The sequence below is a fragment of the Halomonas sp. A020 genome (assembly GCF_027943625.1).
GTDB lineage: Bacteria > Pseudomonadota > Gammaproteobacteria > Pseudomonadales > Halomonadaceae > Vreelandella > Vreelandella piezotolerans.
Map to the genome: position 1 here is coordinate 3,038,137 of NZ_AP022850.1, position 15,861 is coordinate 3,053,997.

At 54.0% G+C, this 15,861-nt stretch carries 18 protein-coding genes; 16 read left to right on the forward strand and 2 right to left on the reverse strand.

Features of this window, described 5'->3' with window-relative positions:
• The first annotated feature begins 26 nt into the window (after window positions 1–26).
• A complete protein-coding gene (locus FRH_RS14135) occupies window positions 27–611 on the forward strand; it encodes a cytochrome c oxidase assembly protein (protein WP_139528537.1) in 585 nt (194 codons plus the stop codon).
• The gene (locus FRH_RS14140) at window positions 608–1,468 is read left to right on the forward strand and encodes a cytochrome c oxidase subunit 3 (protein ID WP_139528536.1); all 861 of its coding nucleotides are present in this window, start codon (window positions 608–610) and stop codon (window positions 1,466–1,468) included. The genes FRH_RS14135 and FRH_RS14140 overlap by 4 nt, the downstream gene beginning before the upstream one ends.
• Window positions 1,469–1,472: 4 nt before the next feature.
• Here FRH_RS14140 and FRH_RS14145 read toward each other — a convergent pair whose 3' ends face one another.
• Complete coding sequence (locus FRH_RS14145; RefSeq protein WP_139528549.1) at window positions 1,473–1,664, reverse strand: DUF2909 family protein; 192 nt, start codon at window positions 1,662–1,664, stop codon at window positions 1,473–1,475.
• Between FRH_RS14145 and FRH_RS14150 the strand changes: the two genes are divergently transcribed.
• The 11 genes from FRH_RS14150 to FRH_RS14200 all read left to right on the forward strand — a co-directional run bounded on the left by FRH_RS14150 (window position 1,663) and on the right by FRH_RS14200 (window position 12,986).
• On the forward strand, window positions 1,663–2,370 hold the full coding sequence (locus tag FRH_RS14150; RefSeq protein ID WP_139528535.1) for an SURF1 family protein: 708 nt from the start codon (window positions 1,663–1,665) through the stop codon (window positions 2,368–2,370). The two genes, FRH_RS14145 and FRH_RS14150, sit on opposite strands and share 2 nt — an antisense overlap.
• Before the next feature lie 544 nt (window positions 2,371–2,914).
• The gene (locus FRH_RS14155) at window positions 2,915–3,967 is read left to right on the forward strand and encodes a COX15/CtaA family protein (RefSeq protein WP_139528534.1); all 1,053 of its coding nucleotides are present in this window, start codon (window positions 2,915–2,917) and stop codon (window positions 3,965–3,967) included.
• Between the two features lie 109 nt (window positions 3,968–4,076).
• Entirely contained in the window at window positions 4,077–4,544 is a 468-nt protein-coding gene (locus FRH_RS14160; RefSeq protein ID WP_139528533.1) for a DUF2489 domain-containing protein, read from the forward strand.
• A gap of 245 nt (window positions 4,545–4,789) precedes the next feature.
• Complete coding sequence (locus tag FRH_RS14165) at window positions 4,790–5,659, forward strand: OmpA family protein (protein ID WP_139528532.1); 870 nt, start codon at window positions 4,790–4,792, stop codon at window positions 5,657–5,659.
• 213 nt (window positions 5,660–5,872) lie between these two features.
• Window positions 5,873–7,795, forward strand: a complete 1,923-nt coding sequence (gene thrS / locus FRH_RS14170; protein WP_139528531.1) for a threonine--tRNA ligase — start codon at window positions 5,873–5,875, stop codon at window positions 7,793–7,795.
• A gap of 12 nt (window positions 7,796–7,807) precedes the next feature.
• Window positions 7,808–8,347 carry a translation initiation factor IF-3 gene (gene infC / locus FRH_RS14175; RefSeq protein ID WP_139528530.1) on the forward strand — a complete coding sequence of 180 codons (540 nt, stop codon included), beginning with the start codon at window positions 7,808–7,810 and terminating at the stop codon, window positions 8,345–8,347.
• Between the two features lie 81 nt (window positions 8,348–8,428).
• The gene (gene rpmI, locus FRH_RS14180) at window positions 8,429–8,623 is read left to right on the forward strand and encodes a 50S ribosomal protein L35 (protein WP_009724291.1); all 195 of its coding nucleotides are present in this window, start codon (window positions 8,429–8,431) and stop codon (window positions 8,621–8,623) included.
• Between the two features lie 57 nt (window positions 8,624–8,680).
• Complete coding sequence (gene rplT, locus FRH_RS14185) at window positions 8,681–9,034, forward strand: 50S ribosomal protein L20 (protein ID WP_009097607.1); 354 nt, start codon at window positions 8,681–8,683, stop codon at window positions 9,032–9,034.
• 156 nt (window positions 9,035–9,190) lie between these two features.
• The gene (gene pheS, locus FRH_RS14190; RefSeq protein WP_219863637.1) at window positions 9,191–10,210 is read left to right on the forward strand and encodes a phenylalanine--tRNA ligase subunit alpha; all 1,020 of its coding nucleotides are present in this window, start codon (window positions 9,191–9,193) and stop codon (window positions 10,208–10,210) included.
• A gap of 27 nt (window positions 10,211–10,237) precedes the next feature.
• Window positions 10,238–12,619 carry a phenylalanine--tRNA ligase subunit beta gene (gene pheT / locus FRH_RS14195; RefSeq protein ID WP_281997056.1) on the forward strand — a complete coding sequence of 794 codons (2,382 nt, stop codon included), beginning with the start codon at window positions 10,238–10,240 and terminating at the stop codon, window positions 12,617–12,619.
• A 67-nt stretch (window positions 12,620–12,686) separates the two neighbouring features.
• Window positions 12,687–12,986 carry an integration host factor subunit alpha gene (locus tag FRH_RS14200; RefSeq protein WP_139528527.1) on the forward strand — a complete coding sequence of 100 codons (300 nt, stop codon included), beginning with the start codon at window positions 12,687–12,689 and terminating at the stop codon, window positions 12,984–12,986.
• Window positions 12,987–13,094: 108 nt separating this feature from the next.
• Here FRH_RS14200 and FRH_RS14205 read toward each other — a convergent pair whose 3' ends face one another.
• A complete protein-coding gene (locus FRH_RS14205) occupies window positions 13,095–13,301 on the reverse strand; it encodes a DUF2788 domain-containing protein (RefSeq protein WP_139528526.1) in 207 nt (68 codons plus the stop codon).
• A gap of 182 nt (window positions 13,302–13,483) precedes the next feature.
• Between FRH_RS14205 and FRH_RS14210 the strand changes: the two genes are divergently transcribed.
• The 3 genes from FRH_RS14210 (at window position 13,484) to tig (ending at window position 15,819) form a co-directional block, all read left to right on the forward strand.
• On the forward strand, window positions 13,484–13,945 hold the full coding sequence (locus tag FRH_RS14210; protein WP_153844015.1) for a flavodoxin: 462 nt from the start codon (window positions 13,484–13,486) through the stop codon (window positions 13,943–13,945).
• Between the two features lie 2 nt (window positions 13,946–13,947).
• A complete protein-coding gene (locus FRH_RS14215) occupies window positions 13,948–14,319 on the forward strand; it encodes a hypothetical protein (RefSeq protein WP_153844016.1) in 372 nt (123 codons plus the stop codon).
• A 150-nt stretch (window positions 14,320–14,469) separates the two neighbouring features.
• Window positions 14,470–15,819 (forward strand): trigger factor, encoded by a 1,350-nt coding sequence (tig, locus tag FRH_RS14220; protein ID WP_219863642.1) that lies wholly within the window; start codon window positions 14,470–14,472, stop codon window positions 15,817–15,819.
• Window positions 15,820–15,861: the final 42 nt, after the last annotated feature.

A 15,861-nucleotide genomic window follows, 5' to 3' on the forward strand; every position in this document is an offset into this window, starting at 1 on the left:
CGCTGCATTAGATCGAGGGGATTAGCATGGGCATAGATCGAGCTCAAAGAGATGGTGTGAATAAGACGGTCATTCGCAGCGTTGCCGCCCTGCTTGGGATGTTCGCTTTTGCCTTTGCGTTAGTGCCCCTTTACGACGTGTTCTGCAAAGTGACGGGATTGAATGGCAAGGTCGATACGACTGCTCAGGCCATTGTTCATGAGGAGGTCGATCAGACGCGTTTCGTCATGGTTCAATTCATTACCCGCGGCAGTGCAGGCTTACCCTGGCAAATGAGTGTCGCAGCGCGGCAAATGCGCGTTCATCCCGGGCAAACGGCAGAGGTAGATTTTACTTTCACCAACAACAGTGCCATAGAAAGCTGGGGGCGGGCGGTGCCTAGTGTGTCTCCCTCCAGTGCCACGACGCATTTACGCAAGGTCAGCTGTTTCTGTTTTCAAGAGCAGCAGTTGCAGGGAGAGGAGCGACTCACGATTCCTCTGGTATTTCAGTTAGCGAGAGACTTACCCGAAGAGATCAATACGATCACGTTGGTATACACCCTTTATCCGGTACAGCGGACGCCGCTGCAAACGGCCTATAATAATCACTTGGCGGGGGATAACACATGAGCAGCGGCAGCTACTACGTTCCTGCTACCAGTCGGTGGCCCATTTTAGGTTCATTGGCCCTGGGTGCCTTGATGTTAGGGATCGGCATCCAATTGGTATACGACACGGGAGCGCCTCTGCTTGTCATTGGGTTAGTAGGGGTCGTCAGCGTCATGGGGCTATGGTTTCGGGATGTGATCCATGAGTCGATGGGCGGTCTCTACGATGCGCAAATGGACCGGTCATTTCGATGGGGCATGGGCTGGTTCATCTTCTCAGAAGTCATGTTTTTCGCCGCCTTTTTTGGCGCTTTGTTCTATATCAGAACGTTCACGTTGCCCTGGCTAGGAGGAGAAGGCGCCAAGGGTGTTTCGGCCTTGCTCTGGCCTGATTTCGTACCCCAATGGCCACTTCTCAACCCACCTGATACCTCCGTGTCAGGGCCTACCAGTGTGCTTAGTCCCTGGCAGCTTCCTCTAGTCAATACGCTGATACTCGTTACGTCCAGTATCACGCTGACCGTTGCGCATGAGGCGCTCAAGCTGGGTGAGCGACAAACGTGTCGTAATTGGTTAGCAGGGACAGTATTGCTAGGTCTCTGCTTCATCGTCATTCAAGGGGTCGAGTATTACGAGGCCTACCATCACTATGGGATTACCCTGGAGGCGGGGATTTTTGGCGCTACTTTCTTCATTTTGACCGGGTTTCATGGCCTTCACGTAATCATTGGTACGCTCATCTTGGCCAGCATGCTAATTAGGATCATCAAAGGGCATTTTGCTAATGACCACCACTTTGGCTTCGAAGCATCCTGCTGGTATTGGCACTTCGTCGATGTGGTGTGGGTTGGCCTCTTCATCTTTGTCTATGTGTTTTAGTGCGTTACCCAAGCTCGCCAGATAAAAAGCCAATAAGTAGCAGCGCGATGAGTAGGCAGGTGAGAGCGATACGCCATTTTAACGATATGAGTAGACGCCTTGAGGTGCTGTCATCTCGTAGCAAAAAGCCTGCTCCTGCGGCAAGACTGGCGACGATTCCAATAAACACGACGGCAATGAGTAGTTTTAAAAACATGATCAAGCCCTCTCGTTATCCAGTGAGATTCTATGCCTGGTATTTGTTTTGGTCTGTCGTGGTGACGCTTGGCATTCTGTTGGGACTATGGCAGTGGGAGCGGGCCGATGACAAGCGCGATTTACTGGCCAGCAGGGCCGCGGCTCCGTCAATGATCGAGCCCGTCGATACACCATCAGACGGGGCGCAAGTATATCTTCGAGGCAGGTATCTGCCGCAACACACGCTCTATCTGGATAATCGTATGGCCTCTGGACGCTTAGGCGTGGCGGTGCTGACGCCGCTGAGAGACATGAATGGTCAACTGTGGTTGGTTCAACGCGGTTTTTTGGAGACGGGGTTTAGTAGAGACGCGCCTCATGTGTCGACTCCCGAAGGCGTCATCGACGTGTCGGGCGAGTGGCAGAAAGCGCAAGCACAAGGCCCCCTTTATGGGGCTAACCAGGAGGGCGTACGCCTTCAGCAGCTAAGTCTCGCGCCTTGGGAAGGGGCTTTGGGCGAATTCAGCCATCATGGCTGGCTGCATGCAGAGCAAGGGGACGGTGTGTTAACGCCATGGTGGGAGGCAAGCGTTATGCCAGCAAGCCGTCATGTTGGCTATGCTGTTCAGTGGTGGGCCTTGGCATTGACGGCTTTCGTCATCATGCTGTTTGGCGGACATCGCCTAGCGGCTGATCGTCGCGAGCATTATGAAAGAGGACGTTAATATGCAGTCTCACCGTCCAGTACGTTATCCCAGAATCAAGCTGCTATGTTTGTTCGTGATCTTTGCTGCGCCGATCGTCACTGCCTGGGGGATGTTAACGTGGCAAGTCGGTATTCCGCAGGCGCATACGGCTCATGGACAAGTCATCCTAGATGTTCCCCCATTGCGACAGTGGCCGCTGGCGGTGAGTGCCCCCTCTTCAGAACGGTGGACCCTGGTATTTGACTGCAGTAGCCAATGCGAAGAAAAGCAGGACGCACTTTGGCGCCTACACCGTGCCTTAGGGCGTGAGGCGCCGCGACTGCAGCGGTTGAGGATTGGTGGGGAGACCACTGCACTGCCAGGCGAGGTGGTGACAAAATGGCAACATTCTCCTTCTTGGGGGGGTGAAAACCGCATGTGGTTGTTCGATCCGATGGGCAGGCCAGCGCTCTCTTTTAGTGACGAAACGGCTACGGCCGACATCCTGGATGACATACGTCACCTGTTTAAAGTCAATCCAATATAGCCTTTGCTCGGCTAGTTTTAGCCGTAAGGAAGCTCGATGCATAGCTACTCACAGCGCCTTGACTGGCTTGTAAGGTTGACGTTAGCAGGTACGTTACTGACTACCTGTGTGATATTGGTAGGTGCGTGGACCCGTTTGGTCGACGCAGGATTAGGCTGCCCTGACTGGCCTGGTTGTTATGGCAAACTCATTGTTCCCGATAGTGATCATGCGGCGCTTCGACATCCTGATGCTCCTTTAGAGCCCTTCAAAGCCTGGGTAGAGATGGCTCACCGCTATGTAGCCAGTTTATTGGGCTTGATTGTGCTCACCATCGTGGCAATGGGGTGGTCACTGCGCAAACGTCCAGAATATCCATGGCGACTTAGCTTGGCGTTACTGATCGTTATTCTCGTTCAGGGCGCGTTTGGTGCGTTTACCGTTACTCTTAAGTTGTGGCCACAGGTTGTCACGCTGCATTTGCTCGGAGGATTGAGTGTTTTGATGCTGTTTTTCTGGCTGCATCTTCGGTTGCGCAGGGCGTGGCGCAACAAAGGTGGTGCAGCCAGGGCTGGCAATCTTCTCTGGTACGTAGCGGGAGCCGCGCTGGTGCTTCAGCTGGCGCTGGGAGGCTGGGTCACTAGTAACTATGCGGGTATTGCTTGCCAAGGGTTTCCGACCTGCAACACGCAGTGGTGGCCAGCCATGGACCTCAGTGAAGGGTTTCATCTAACGCAAACGGTGGGGCCTAGTTACTTGCACGGGCAGCTCCATGCCGATGCGCGCACGGCGATCCATATGGTTCATCGATTGGGCGCTCTTTTATTAGGAGGGCTATTGTTACTGCTTTGGTGGCGTTATCGGGGCCTACAGCCGGTGAGTAATGCCTTGGTGGGTGTGCTCATCGCTTATGGCCTCCAGGTAGGGCTGGGGATTGCGAATGTCTTGTTGTGGCTGCCTTTATGGCTGGCCTTACTACACACCGCTGGCGCCGTAGGACTTGCCTTGAGCCTTGGGTGGGCTTGGTGGTGTTGGCGATATCGTACCGGTGTTCAAGTGGTGGCGTCTTCTTTGTCCCAGGCGGACAAGCTGCATTCACGTTTTAGCTAACCGCGACACTGCCCTTACGACGGCGTGCAAACGACGAATTGGGTTGGTCTACTGATGCTAATTGGGTGTACAATTCTCGTTAAGCTATTTTATACGTTTCAGGGGCTTTATGAGTTCAACGGTTGCACTTTTACTGTTCGTTGTCGCTTTGCTAATCATCGCCGGGTTGGTCGTCTACGCCCATAAATTGCGAAGCGAAGTGAAGCGCCGTGAAGCGTTTAGACTGGAAGAAGAGCGGCGTGCTCAGCAAAACAGCCTAGAAAATCTGGACTACGTGGTGAGCGCTCTCGTCCAAGAGCAAGTCGACATCACCGAGGGTTCCTGGCGCTGTAAAGTGCTGCTTGAAATCGTCGATCCAAGTCTTTCTGAACGACCTGAGTTTCAGGCGTTCGCCGAGGTTTATAACCGTACGCGTCATCTCAAGACGCACTCTGCGCGCAAACAGTTGACCCCACGGGAAAGAATGCAAGAGGACAAGGAAAGGCTAGCTGTGGAAGATGAGATGCGCCCTGCGGTGCTCGCAGCCGCCGCAGAGGTAATTAAATGGCGCGCTAAAGGCCCTTCCGCTCTTCATTAAAAATTTTTAATGTCATAGATGTGAGCTTTGCTATGCTGGTAAGGTCGGTATTGGCAAGAAGTTGATATCTCGGCATTGTTGCCTTCTAACGCTGAAACGTTAATGATAGGCACCACGTTCAGTTTCACGGGCAGGGGAACCCAGTCCTGGACAGAACAGCGAAAAATGGATGCTCTCGCCATAAGAAGCATTGGATAGATTTGGTCTCTAGACCATGTCAGCATTGGATCAAGAAGGAGTCTTGCATGAAAAAATCAACGACTGGCTTGCTAATCGGTTCTGCTTTAGTCGTCGGCCTGTCAGGTTGCGCTAGCTCAGCCTCTCAGTCTTCTGGCCAAGCAGGCGCCAACAGCGGCCAAAGCTGGTACCAGCACCCCGCGGTTTGTGGTTTGGCGGGCAGCATCATCGGCGGTAGCATTGGCTATGCCACCAGCAGCAGCTCAGATGAAGACGCGGGTGCCGCAACCGGTGCAGCGGCTGGCGCAGCTATCGGTGGTCTGCTGTGTGCAGATCGTACACCTGAGCCGGTAGCACCTCAGTGCCCGAGCTACGGCGAAGTGCCTGCGGGTGTTGCCGTTGATGCCGAAGGCTGCCCGCTGGATTCCGACGGTGACGGCGTGCCTGATTACCGCGACCAGTGCCCGGGCACCCCGGCTGGTGTAGCAGTCAATGCCAACGGCTGCCCGCTGGATTCTGATAACGACGGCGTGCCGGACTATCGCGACCAGTGCCCGGATACTCCGGCGGGTGTAGAAGTCAACGCGCTGGGTTGCCCGGATAGCGTGGTACTTCGCGAAGTTAACTTTGAGTTTGATTCCGCTCAGTTGACTGCAAATGCACAGAACGTCCTGAACGGCGTAGCTGAGCGTCTGGTCAACAACCCAGACGTTCGTGTGAGCATCGAAGGCCACACCGACTCTCGTGGTTCTGACCAGTACAACAAGGACCTGTCTCAGCGTCGTGCTGAGTCCGTTGCAACCTATCTGAACCAGCGCGGCGTAGAAGCTAACCGTATGCGTGCTGTGGGCTACGGTGAAGAGCGTCCTGTGGCAACCAACGATACCGAAGAGGGTCGTTTCCAGAACCGCCGTGTAGAACTGGACGAGTGGAACTAATCCACATGACATGCTCATGAAAAGGCTGCCTCGACCTGAGCGTCGATGACACCCTTTGACACAGAACGGGAGGCGTATGCCTCCCGTTTTATTTTACGGCGTCACAAAGTCTGATAGGCTTGGCGGCCCTAAAAGCCCCATGAAGACCCTAACCCATTGATAGCGAAATGTGATCCCTGGTATGGATCACCACTGCGCTCAAGGAATACCTGAATGCCCATAGTGACACTGCCTGACGGCAGCCAAAGAACGTTCGAAGCGCCCCTCTCTATCATGCAACTGGCAGAGTCCATTGGCCCTGGTTTGGCCAAGGCCTGTGTGGCGGGCAAAATAGATGGTGTGCTGGTAGATGCTGCCGATATCATCGAGCAGGATGCCGATGTTTCTATCATTACTGCCCGGGATGAAGAAGGTCTAGAGATTATCCGCCACTCCTGTGCTCACTTGATTGGGCACGCGGTTAAGCAGCTTTATCCCGATGCCAAAATGGCCATTGGTCCGGTCATTGATGATGGCTTTTACTACGATGTCGATTTTGGTAAATCGATAACGCCTGATGATATGGACGCTATCGAGAAGCGGATGCAGGCGCTGATCGACCATGAATATGACGTTATTCGTGAGTACGTCGATCGCGATCAAGCGATGACTACGTTCGAAAAACGTAATGAGACTTACAAGCAGGAGATCATTCGCGACATCCCTGAAGGCGCGGCGATTCGGCTGTACCATCATGAAGAGTACACGGACATGTGTCGTGGACCGCACGTGCCCAACACGCGTCATTTGAAGGCCTTCAAATTAACCAAGTTGGCCGGTGCGTACTGGCGCGGTGACTCCTCCAACCCCATGCTGACGCGTATCTATGGGACTGCGTGGGGGGATAAAAAACAGTTAAAGGCGTACCTTAAACGCCTGGAAGAGGCCGAAAAACGCGATCACCGCAAGCTGGCGCGGCGGCTCGATCTTTTCCACATGCAGGAAGAGGCGCCTGGGATGGTGTTCTGGCATCCCAAGGGCTGGGCGCTTTGGCAGCAGGTCGAGCAGTACATGCGCGGCGTTTACAAAGAGGGTGGCTATCAAGAGATTCGCTGTCCGCAAGTGATGGATGTGTCGCTGTGGAAAAAGTCAGGCCACTGGGACAACTATGCCGATGGGATGTTCTTTACCGAGTCGGAAAAGCGCGAATACGCGCTCAAGCCGATGAACTGCCCGGGGCACGTGCAGGTATTCAACTCAGGACTGCGTAGCTACCGTGAGCTACCAGTTCGCTTTGGTGAGTTTGGTGGCTGCCATCGTAACGAGCCTTCAGGCGCCTTGCACGGCATCATGCGCGTACGTGCTTTTACTCAAGACGACGGCCATGTCTTCTGTACCGAAGAGCAGGTCGAGCCGGAAGTAACGAGCTTTCATCGCCAAGCACTAAAGGTGTATCAAGACTTCGGTTTTGAAGATATCGCAATCAAAATCGCGCTGCGTCCGGAAAAGCGTATTGGTAGTGACGAAGTGTGGGATCGCGCTGAAGACGCCCTTCGCGGTGCGCTAAAAGCCTGCGGCGTTGATTGGCAGGAACTTCCCGGCGAAGGCGCGTTCTATGGCCCGAAGATCGAGTATCACATGAAGGATTGCTTGGGTCGCGAATGGCAGGTCGGCACCATGCAGGTGGACTTTATGATGCCCGAGCGCCTTGGCGCACAATATGTAACCGAAGAGGGCGAGCGCAAGGCGCCGGTCATGCTTCACCGGGCGATCGTCGGCTCCATGGAGCGCTTCATCGGCATCCTGATTGAACATTATGCAGGTGCTATGCCATTATGGTTGGCACCAGAGCAAGTGGTCATCATGAATATTACCGATTCACAGCGCGAATATGCGCTGAAATTGGAGAAACGCTTGCAAAAAAGCGGTCTTCGCGTCAAAGCAGACTTGAGGAACGAGAAGATCGGCTTTAAAATCCGTGAGCATACGTTACAGAAAATTCCCTATCTCCTTGTGGTCGGAGATAAGGAAGTCGAAGCTGACTCAGTGGCCGTGCGAACTCGCAGCGGCGAAAACCTCGGAACTTTGACCGTCGATGACTTCATCGAACGTATCAATGCCGAGCGAGCAGCCCTGGCGACATCGTCAATTGCCTAAGGAGACAGAGCAATCAAGCGAAGCAACCAGCGCGGGCGTCCACAAGATAAACGCCCACCAATGAACGAGCGAATTACCGAAGAAGAAGTACGTTTAATCGATGCCGAAGGCGAGCAGTTGGGCGTTGTGCCCACCACTGAGGCTCTTGAACGTGCGGAAGCTGCCGGTTTAGATCTCGTGCAAATTTCGAATGCCGATCCGATCGTTTGCAAGATCATGGATTATGGCAAATTCGTTTTTGAGACCAAAAAGCAAAAAGCGGCTCAAAAGAAGAAGCAAAAGCAAATCCAGGTCAAGGAAGTCAAATTCCGTCCTGGCACCGACGAAGGCGATTATCAGGTGAAGCTCAAAAACCTGACCCGTTTCTTGGAAGGTGGTGACAAGGGTAAGGTCACATTGCGCTTCCGCGGTCGTGAAATGGCGCACCAAGACATCGGTCGTAAGCTGATGGAACGGATTGCGTCAGACCTGGAAGAGATCGGAGCGGTGGAGTCTTTCCCGAAAATGGAAGGCCGCCAAATGATCATGATCCTTGCCCCGAAAAAGAAGTGATCCAACGGCGAAGTCAACGGGCTAGCGCTTAGGCGCTAGTCGGCCCTGGGTTTTCTAAAAAATATCGAGCGGAGTTTTCTCATGCCGAAAATCAAAAGCAACAGCGGCGCTGCCAAGCGCTTCAAAAAGACTGCGAATGGCTTCAAACACAAACAGTCTTTCCGTAGCCACATCTTGACCAAGAAGTCGACCAAGCGTAAGCGTCAGCTGCGTGGCATGAAGCAGATTCATGCTTCCGACAAAGCGTTGATTCAGCGCATGCTGCCGAACCTGTAAGGTCGAGTTTTCTTATCTGAGTGCCTCTAGCCTCAGTCATAAAGTCAGGAGTGTGTTATGACCCGTGTTAAGCGTGGCGTAGTTGCCCGTCGTCGCCATAAAAAAGTTCTGAAGCAGGCCAAAGGTTACTATGGTGCACGTTCGCGTGTTTTCCGTGTAGCCAAACAGGCTGTTATCAAAGCCGGCCAGTATGCGTACCGTGACCGCCGCAACCGCAAGCGCCAATTCCGCGCGCTGTGGATTCAGCGTATCAACGCTGGTGCGCGCATTAACGGCATGTCTTACAGCCGCTTCGTTGGCGGTCTGAAGAAAGCCGGTATTGAAATCGACCGTAAAGTATTGGCCGACCTGGCAGTACACGAAAAAGCAGCTTTTGCTGCTATCGTGGAAAAAGCCAAGGCTGCCCAATAAGGCTATTTGCATTGGGTTAATGCCCGTGTGAAATGCCCAAGGTCATTTCAGTGTGACCCATGCAGGGGAAGAGCAGCCGCTCTTCCCCTGTTTTTTGTCACCTTCAACATGCCAGCCATCCTCGGGGATGGGACCGCTTAATTCGGAGTAAATTGGATGGATCATCTTCCTACTCTGGTGTCAGAGGCCCGCGATGCTATTCAAGCTGCGCAGAGCGTCTCAGTGCTAGATGAGTTGCGCGTACGTTACTTAGGTAAAAAAGGCGAAGTCACCGCCTTGCTAAAAGGCTTGGGCAAGCTGTCACCAGAAGAGCGCCCTGCGGCTGGCGAGCAAATCAACCAGGCCAAGCAAGCGTTGTCGAGTGAAATTGACGCTAAGCGTGAGCAGCTGGAGAGCGAGGCACTCAATGCTCGCCTAGTGGCTGAGCGCATCGACGTCACGTTGCCTGGGAGAGGGCAGGAGAGTGGTGGACTGCACCCAGTAACACGTACGTTGGAGCGTATCGAGGGGCTATTCACTCGCATTGGTTTTGATGTGGCCGTGGGGCCAGAAATCGAAGACGACTACCACAATTTCGAAGCGCTCAATATTCCGGCTCACCACCCGGCTAGGGGGATGGCGGATACCTTTTATTTCGACGCGACGCGTTTGCTACGCACCCACACGTCTCCCGTACAGGTTCGTACGATGAAGAGCAGTGAGCCGCCTATTCGCATCGTGTGTCCAGGTCGCGTGTATCGTAGCGATTCGGATTTGACGCATACGCCCATGTTTCACCAAGTCGAAGGACTATTGGTAGATGAGGGCATCAGTTTCGCTGACTTGAAAGGAACGATCGAAGACTTCTTGCAAGCATTCTTCGAGCGCGACGACCTTTCGGTTCGTTTCCGGCCTTCATACTTTCCATTCACTGAGCCCTCTGCCGAGGTGGATATTCAGTGCGTGATGTGTAGTGGTAACGGTTGTCGCGTTTGCTCTCATAGTGGCTGGTTAGAGGTGATGGGGTGCGGCATGGTGCATCCGGAGGTGTTTAGACACTCTGGTATCGACGCCGAGCGCTATACGGGCTTTGCCTTTGGGATGGGTGCCGAGCGTTTGGCCATGCTGCGCTATGGCGTCAATGATTTGCGCTTGTTTTTCGAAAACGATCTGCGCTTCCTTCGTCAATTCACCTAAAGACTGCTGCCAGCGACGGGAATCAACATGAAATTTTCAGAACAGTGGTTGCGTGATTGGGTAACTCCGCAGCTGGATACACAGGCCATCGCCGACCAGATCACCATGGCAGGCCTTGAAGTGGATGCCGTTGAGCCAGTGGCCGCTTCATTTAGCGGCGTTGTCGTGGCGGAAGTACTCACCAAAGAGAAGCACCCCGACGCCGATAAGCTCAATGTTTGTACGGTGAATGATGGGTCGGCAGCACCGGTGCAGGTCGTTTGTGGAGCGCCGAACGTCGATGTAGGTCAGAAAATTCCCTTCGCTCAGGTAGGAGGCGTGCTGCCGGGAGACTTCAAGATCAAAAAAGCCAAACTGCGAGGCGTTGAGTCTCGTGGCATGATCTGTTCGGCGTCCGAGCTAGGGCTTGAGGAGGAGACTTCTCCGGGTATCCTGGTATTGCCAGCGTCGGCGCCGGTAGGCACAAGCTTTCGTGACTACATGCAGCTCGATGATATGACGATCGAGGTGGATTTGACGCCAAATCGGGGCGACTGCCTGAGTATCAAAGGGCTAGCCAGGGAAGTGGGAGTGCTCAACCGCTTGCCGGTGAGCGGCCCAAGCATTGCGGCTGTGGCGCCAACGATCGATACAACGTTTCCTGTGAAGGTCGAGGCTCCTGGACAGTGTCCGCGCTATGTAGGGCGTGTGATCGAAGGCGTGGCTACGAATGCAGAAACGCCGCTATGGATGGTAGAGCGACTGCGTCGCAGCGGTGTACGCTCCATCGACCCTGTGGTGGATATCACCAACTACGTCATGCTGGAGCTTGGCCAGCCGTTGCACGCATTCGATCGCGATCATTTGCAGGGCAGTATTACCGTGCGTTTGGCCAAAGACGCAGAGCGCTTGACGCTGTTGGATGGCCAAGAAGTCACCCTACGCCCAGAAACGCCCGTCATTGCCGATGAGCGCGGCCCTCTGGCCATGGCTGGCATCATGGGGGGCGAAAACTCTGGGGTCAGCGAAAATACCCAGGCCATTTTTCTAGAGTCGGCGTTCTTCGCGCCACTTGCGATTGCCGGACAGGCGCGCTCTTACGGCCTGCATACCGATGCATCGCACCGTTTTGAGCGTGGCGTCGACCCTGAGCTTCCTCTCGTAGCGGTCGAGCGTGCTTCACAGCTTCTGTTGGAGATTTGTGGCGGTCAGGCAGGCCCGGTGGTGGAAACCGTTAGCGAAGAGCACTTGCCCGCGCCGCGCGCCATTACGCTGCGTGAAGCCCGTCTAGAAAGCGCGCTTTCCAAGCGGCTATCGGCGGACGATGTTACCGATATACTCCAGCGTCTTGGTCTTGATGTCGATAAGCATGCGGAGGGTTGGTCGGTGGTCGCGCCTAGCTGGCGGTTTGACGTTGCCATCGAGGAAGACCTCATCGAGGAAGTGGCGCGTATTCATGGCTACAACAATCTACCGGTGCGACGTCCAGCTGCTCGATTGGCACTGCGTTCTGCGAATGAATCGACATTGACACCATCGCAACTGCGTCACCAAATGGTTGCGCGTGGTTTTCAAGAAGCTGTCACTTACAGTTTCGTTGCTCCTGATCTACAGGCAGCGCTGTTACCGGACGCAGTGTCGCCGGTATTGGCCAATCCGATCTCGTCAGACCTCTCTGTGATGCGCGCCAGCCTATTTCCTGGGCTAGTCAGAGCACTGGAGCACAACCTGAATCGCCAGCAGACGCGAGTGCGCATTTTTGAGACGGGGTTGGTGTTCAATGGCTCTCTGGACCACCTAACCCAAGTCCCGATGATGGGGGCGCTGGTATGTGGTGGGCGAGAAGCTGAAGGCTGGGATGGTGCTAAAGCGCAGGTAGACTTCTACGATTTGAAGGGGGATCTGGAGAGTCTTTTGGCCATGGGGGGTGGCCTAGCAGCCTGGCGCTTCGAGCCTGGAGTGCATCCTTCGCTGCATCCCGGTCAAACGGCGCAGCTCTTCCATGAAGGGAAACCTGCTGGCTGGATTGGTACGCTTCATCCCCAGGTCCGTGCAACGTTAGGGCTCAAAGTGGATGCCGTGCTGTTCGAGGTCCGATTGGATGCGTTGAGCCAAGGTTCGATTCCCGCCTTCGAGCCGCTTTCGCGTTATCCGGAAGTTCGTCGCGATTTGGCCTTCTTGATCAAGGCAGAGACACCGGTACAAGCGTTGCTGGATTGTGCAAAAGCCAAGGCTGGTGATTACCTCAAAGACATAAAGCTATTTGATGTCTATGCTGGTAAAGGCGTGGCCGAGGGATATAAGAGCATTGCATTGGGCTTGACCTGGCAGCACGCTTCACGCACGCTAAATGATGAGGAAATCAATCAGTTGGTCGACTCGATCATTACAAACGTGCGAGCCGAATTAGATGCCGAACTTCGCGGCTAACTAAGCTATGCCATGACACGACGCTTATCACGTTCTTGGCAATGCGTATGCTACATGGAGGAGCCCTATGGGTGCGTTGACCAAAGCAGAGCTGGCTGAGCATTTACATACAGAGCTTGCGCTGTCAAAGCGAGAAGCAAAAGCGATGGTAGAGGCGTTCTTTGAAGAAATCCGCGCCTGTTTGCGCGAAAACGAACAGGTAAAACTGTCGGGCTTTGGCAACTTTGACCTACGTGATAAGCGTGAGCGGCCTGGGCGTAACCCGAAAACCGGTGAGGAAATTCCCATTTCCGCTCGGCGCGTGGTGACGTTTCGCCCAGGCCAGAAGCTCAAGCAGCAAGTGGAGCGCTATTCGAGCAGCCAATAGTTTCTTTTTTGCTGTTCGCTTACTCAAAAGGAGTGCCTAGGCACTCCTTTTAGTGTTTGGAGCTCGCTCTTTGATGCGAGCTCTACGGGCGACTAGCTTGGTAAGTGGCTAAATGCCTCGTCCTTCGATGAGCCAAGTGATGACGACTTTAATGACGTAACCGAGCATCCCCGCGCCCAGTACGATAAACAGCATGATCGTGCCAAATTTGCCTGCGTTCGACTTTTTGGCCAGGTCCCAAATGATAAAGCACATGAAAATGATCAGGCCGCCAATCATTATGGGCGTGATCCATGTCTCGAAGGCCTGCTGCATAAGCGCTCCTATTGGACGATTGATTGAGCCCATCGTGGGCGTGCGTCGTTTTTGCTGATCGTGGTAATATTTGAGCAAATTCATCAGGTATTTGTCGACTGACTTTACGAGCCAAGCGCTGATGAGCGAACGTTGAATGCGCAAGGGCACTCAGTACGACATCTTCGTCGAGGAGTAGAGCAATGCCGACGTTAACCATTGTAGTGGGTACCATGTATGGTGGTGCATTGGATGTGGCTGAACAGGTGAAGCCGCTATTCGAACAGGCAGGTTATACGGTCGAAATTTCAGAGCAGCCAACGGTGGAAGATGTAACCCAGGGTAGTGACTTGAGCTTGTTTTGCGTTTCGACCACAGGTAGCGGTGATTTTCCCGGTAATTTCGTACCCTTTGTACGCAGCTTGAAAGATCAAAGCCCCTCGCTAACAAAGTTACGTTACGGTCTCATCGCATTAGGCGATAGCTCTTACGGTGATACGTTTTGTGGCGCGGGAAGAGCGCTGGATGAGCTGCTACAGGATCTCGGCGCTCGCCGCCTAGGAGAGCGCCTTGAAATTGATGCCATGGAAACCTTTATGGCAGATGATGCGGCGCTGCCTTGGGTAGAAGAATGGATCGACGATCAACAGCTGAAGGTCGCCTGAACATGCAGCGATCAGCCTATTCCTCTGAGCGTGTCAGTGTGGCGATTGGCCTATGTGTGGTGATGCTTGCAGCGCTACCGCGTTATATGGCGGGTGGCCACGAGACGCGCCAAACGCTGCTGGTGATGGCTCTGGTTCTAGTGGCTGGAGCAGCTATTTTTCAGTGGAAGATGCTGTCTCAAAGCGCAAGGCAAACGCTTCCGGGGCTCATCAAGCGCTTGATCGTGATGTTGGTGGCAGGCGCTATAGTGATGGGCGCTTGGCACGCCATATTTACCGACTGGATCAGTTGGCAGGTATTTATCTCGCATGCGGCAACGTGCGGACTTTTACTGCACGCCGTATCGTTATGGTGGACAGCACGGGAAATGTGAGTTTTTGTTCTGCTAACCCCTTGTAATCGATGGTCACGCCCCCATCTTGCGAGCATGGCGCTTGCCACCATGCGTCAGGGTTCTTAAAATTGATCCCCTTGAATACATTTTACGCAATCAACACAACGCCTATCCGCTAGAGGACAATTCATGCAAGTTTCCGTCGAGACGACCTCCCAGATCGAACGCCGTATCACTATTCAAGTGCCGGCAGCAGACATCGACGAGGCCGTCAGCGCTCGCTTGAAAGACACCGCGAAAAACGTTCGCTTGAACGGTTTCCGCCAAGGCCGAGTGCCCATGGCCGTCGTGCGTCAGCGCTATGGCGACAGCGTGCGCAATGAAGTGGTGGGCGAAGTGATGCGTGAGCGCTACGTACGCGCCATCACTGAAGAAGGTCTCAATCCCGCTGGTTTTCCGCAGATTGAACCGAAGGTAAACCAAGCGGGTAAAGATCTTGAGTTCGTTGCCACCATGGAGGTCTACCCGCAGGTCGAGCTGGCGTCTATCGAAGGCACGGACGTAGAGCGTCCGGTGGTTTCTGTCAGCGAGGCCGATGTCGATGAAATGATCGATACGCTTCGCAAGCAAAATGCTGAGTGGGAAGAGGTCGATACGGCCGCAGCGGATGGCGACCAGGTTACCATCGACTTTCAAGGCTTCTTGGGTGACGAGCCGTTCGAGGGTGGCAGCGCTGAAGGTCATGCCTTGGTCATCGGTTCCAACAGCTTTATTCCGGGCTTCGAAGAGCAACTGATTGGTGCGAAAGCGGGCGAAGAGAAAACTATTTCTGTTACGTTCCCGGCAGATTACCAAGCCGAGCACCTTGCTGGTCAAGACGCGACTTTCAAAGTCACCGTTCACAAAGTGAGTACTCAAAAGCTGCCGGAAGTGGATACGGCGTTCATTGAGCGTTTTGGTGTCGAAGGTGGTGATGAAGCCAAATTTCGGGCTGAAATCAAGAAAAACATGACGCGTGAGGCTTCTCAGGCGGTCGATAACCGTGTCAAGCAACAGGTGCTGGATGCCCTCAAGAAGGCAAACGACATTCCCGTTCCCAGCGCGCTAGTTCAGCAAGAAACTGACGGTATGAAGCGTCAGGCCGCTCAGCAGTTCGGTTTGGGTGAGGATTTTGATGTTACCCAACTGCCGAACGAGTTGTTCGAGGAGCAAGCTAAAGGACGTGTTCAAGTCGGTCTGCTGTTGGCCGAAGTGATCAAAGCTCACGAGTTGGATGCTGACGACGCTGAAATCAAAGCCAAAGTCGAAGAGCTGGCAGAGCAGTACCAAGATCCCACCGAAGTGGTGGAGTACTACATGGGTAACGAGCAGCTGAAAACCCAAGTGAAATCTGCCATTCTTGAAGAGAAGGCGGTCGATAAACTGCTTGAGCAAACGAACGTCAAAGACGTGGAAATGTCTTACCAGCAAGCGCTGGCTGCTGCTCAGCAACAGGCTGAGCAAGATGAGAATGAAGAGGGCGAACAGGCAAGCGCCTGATCTCATCGCGTGGCGCACCCTGCTTGGGTGCGCTTTTCCCTT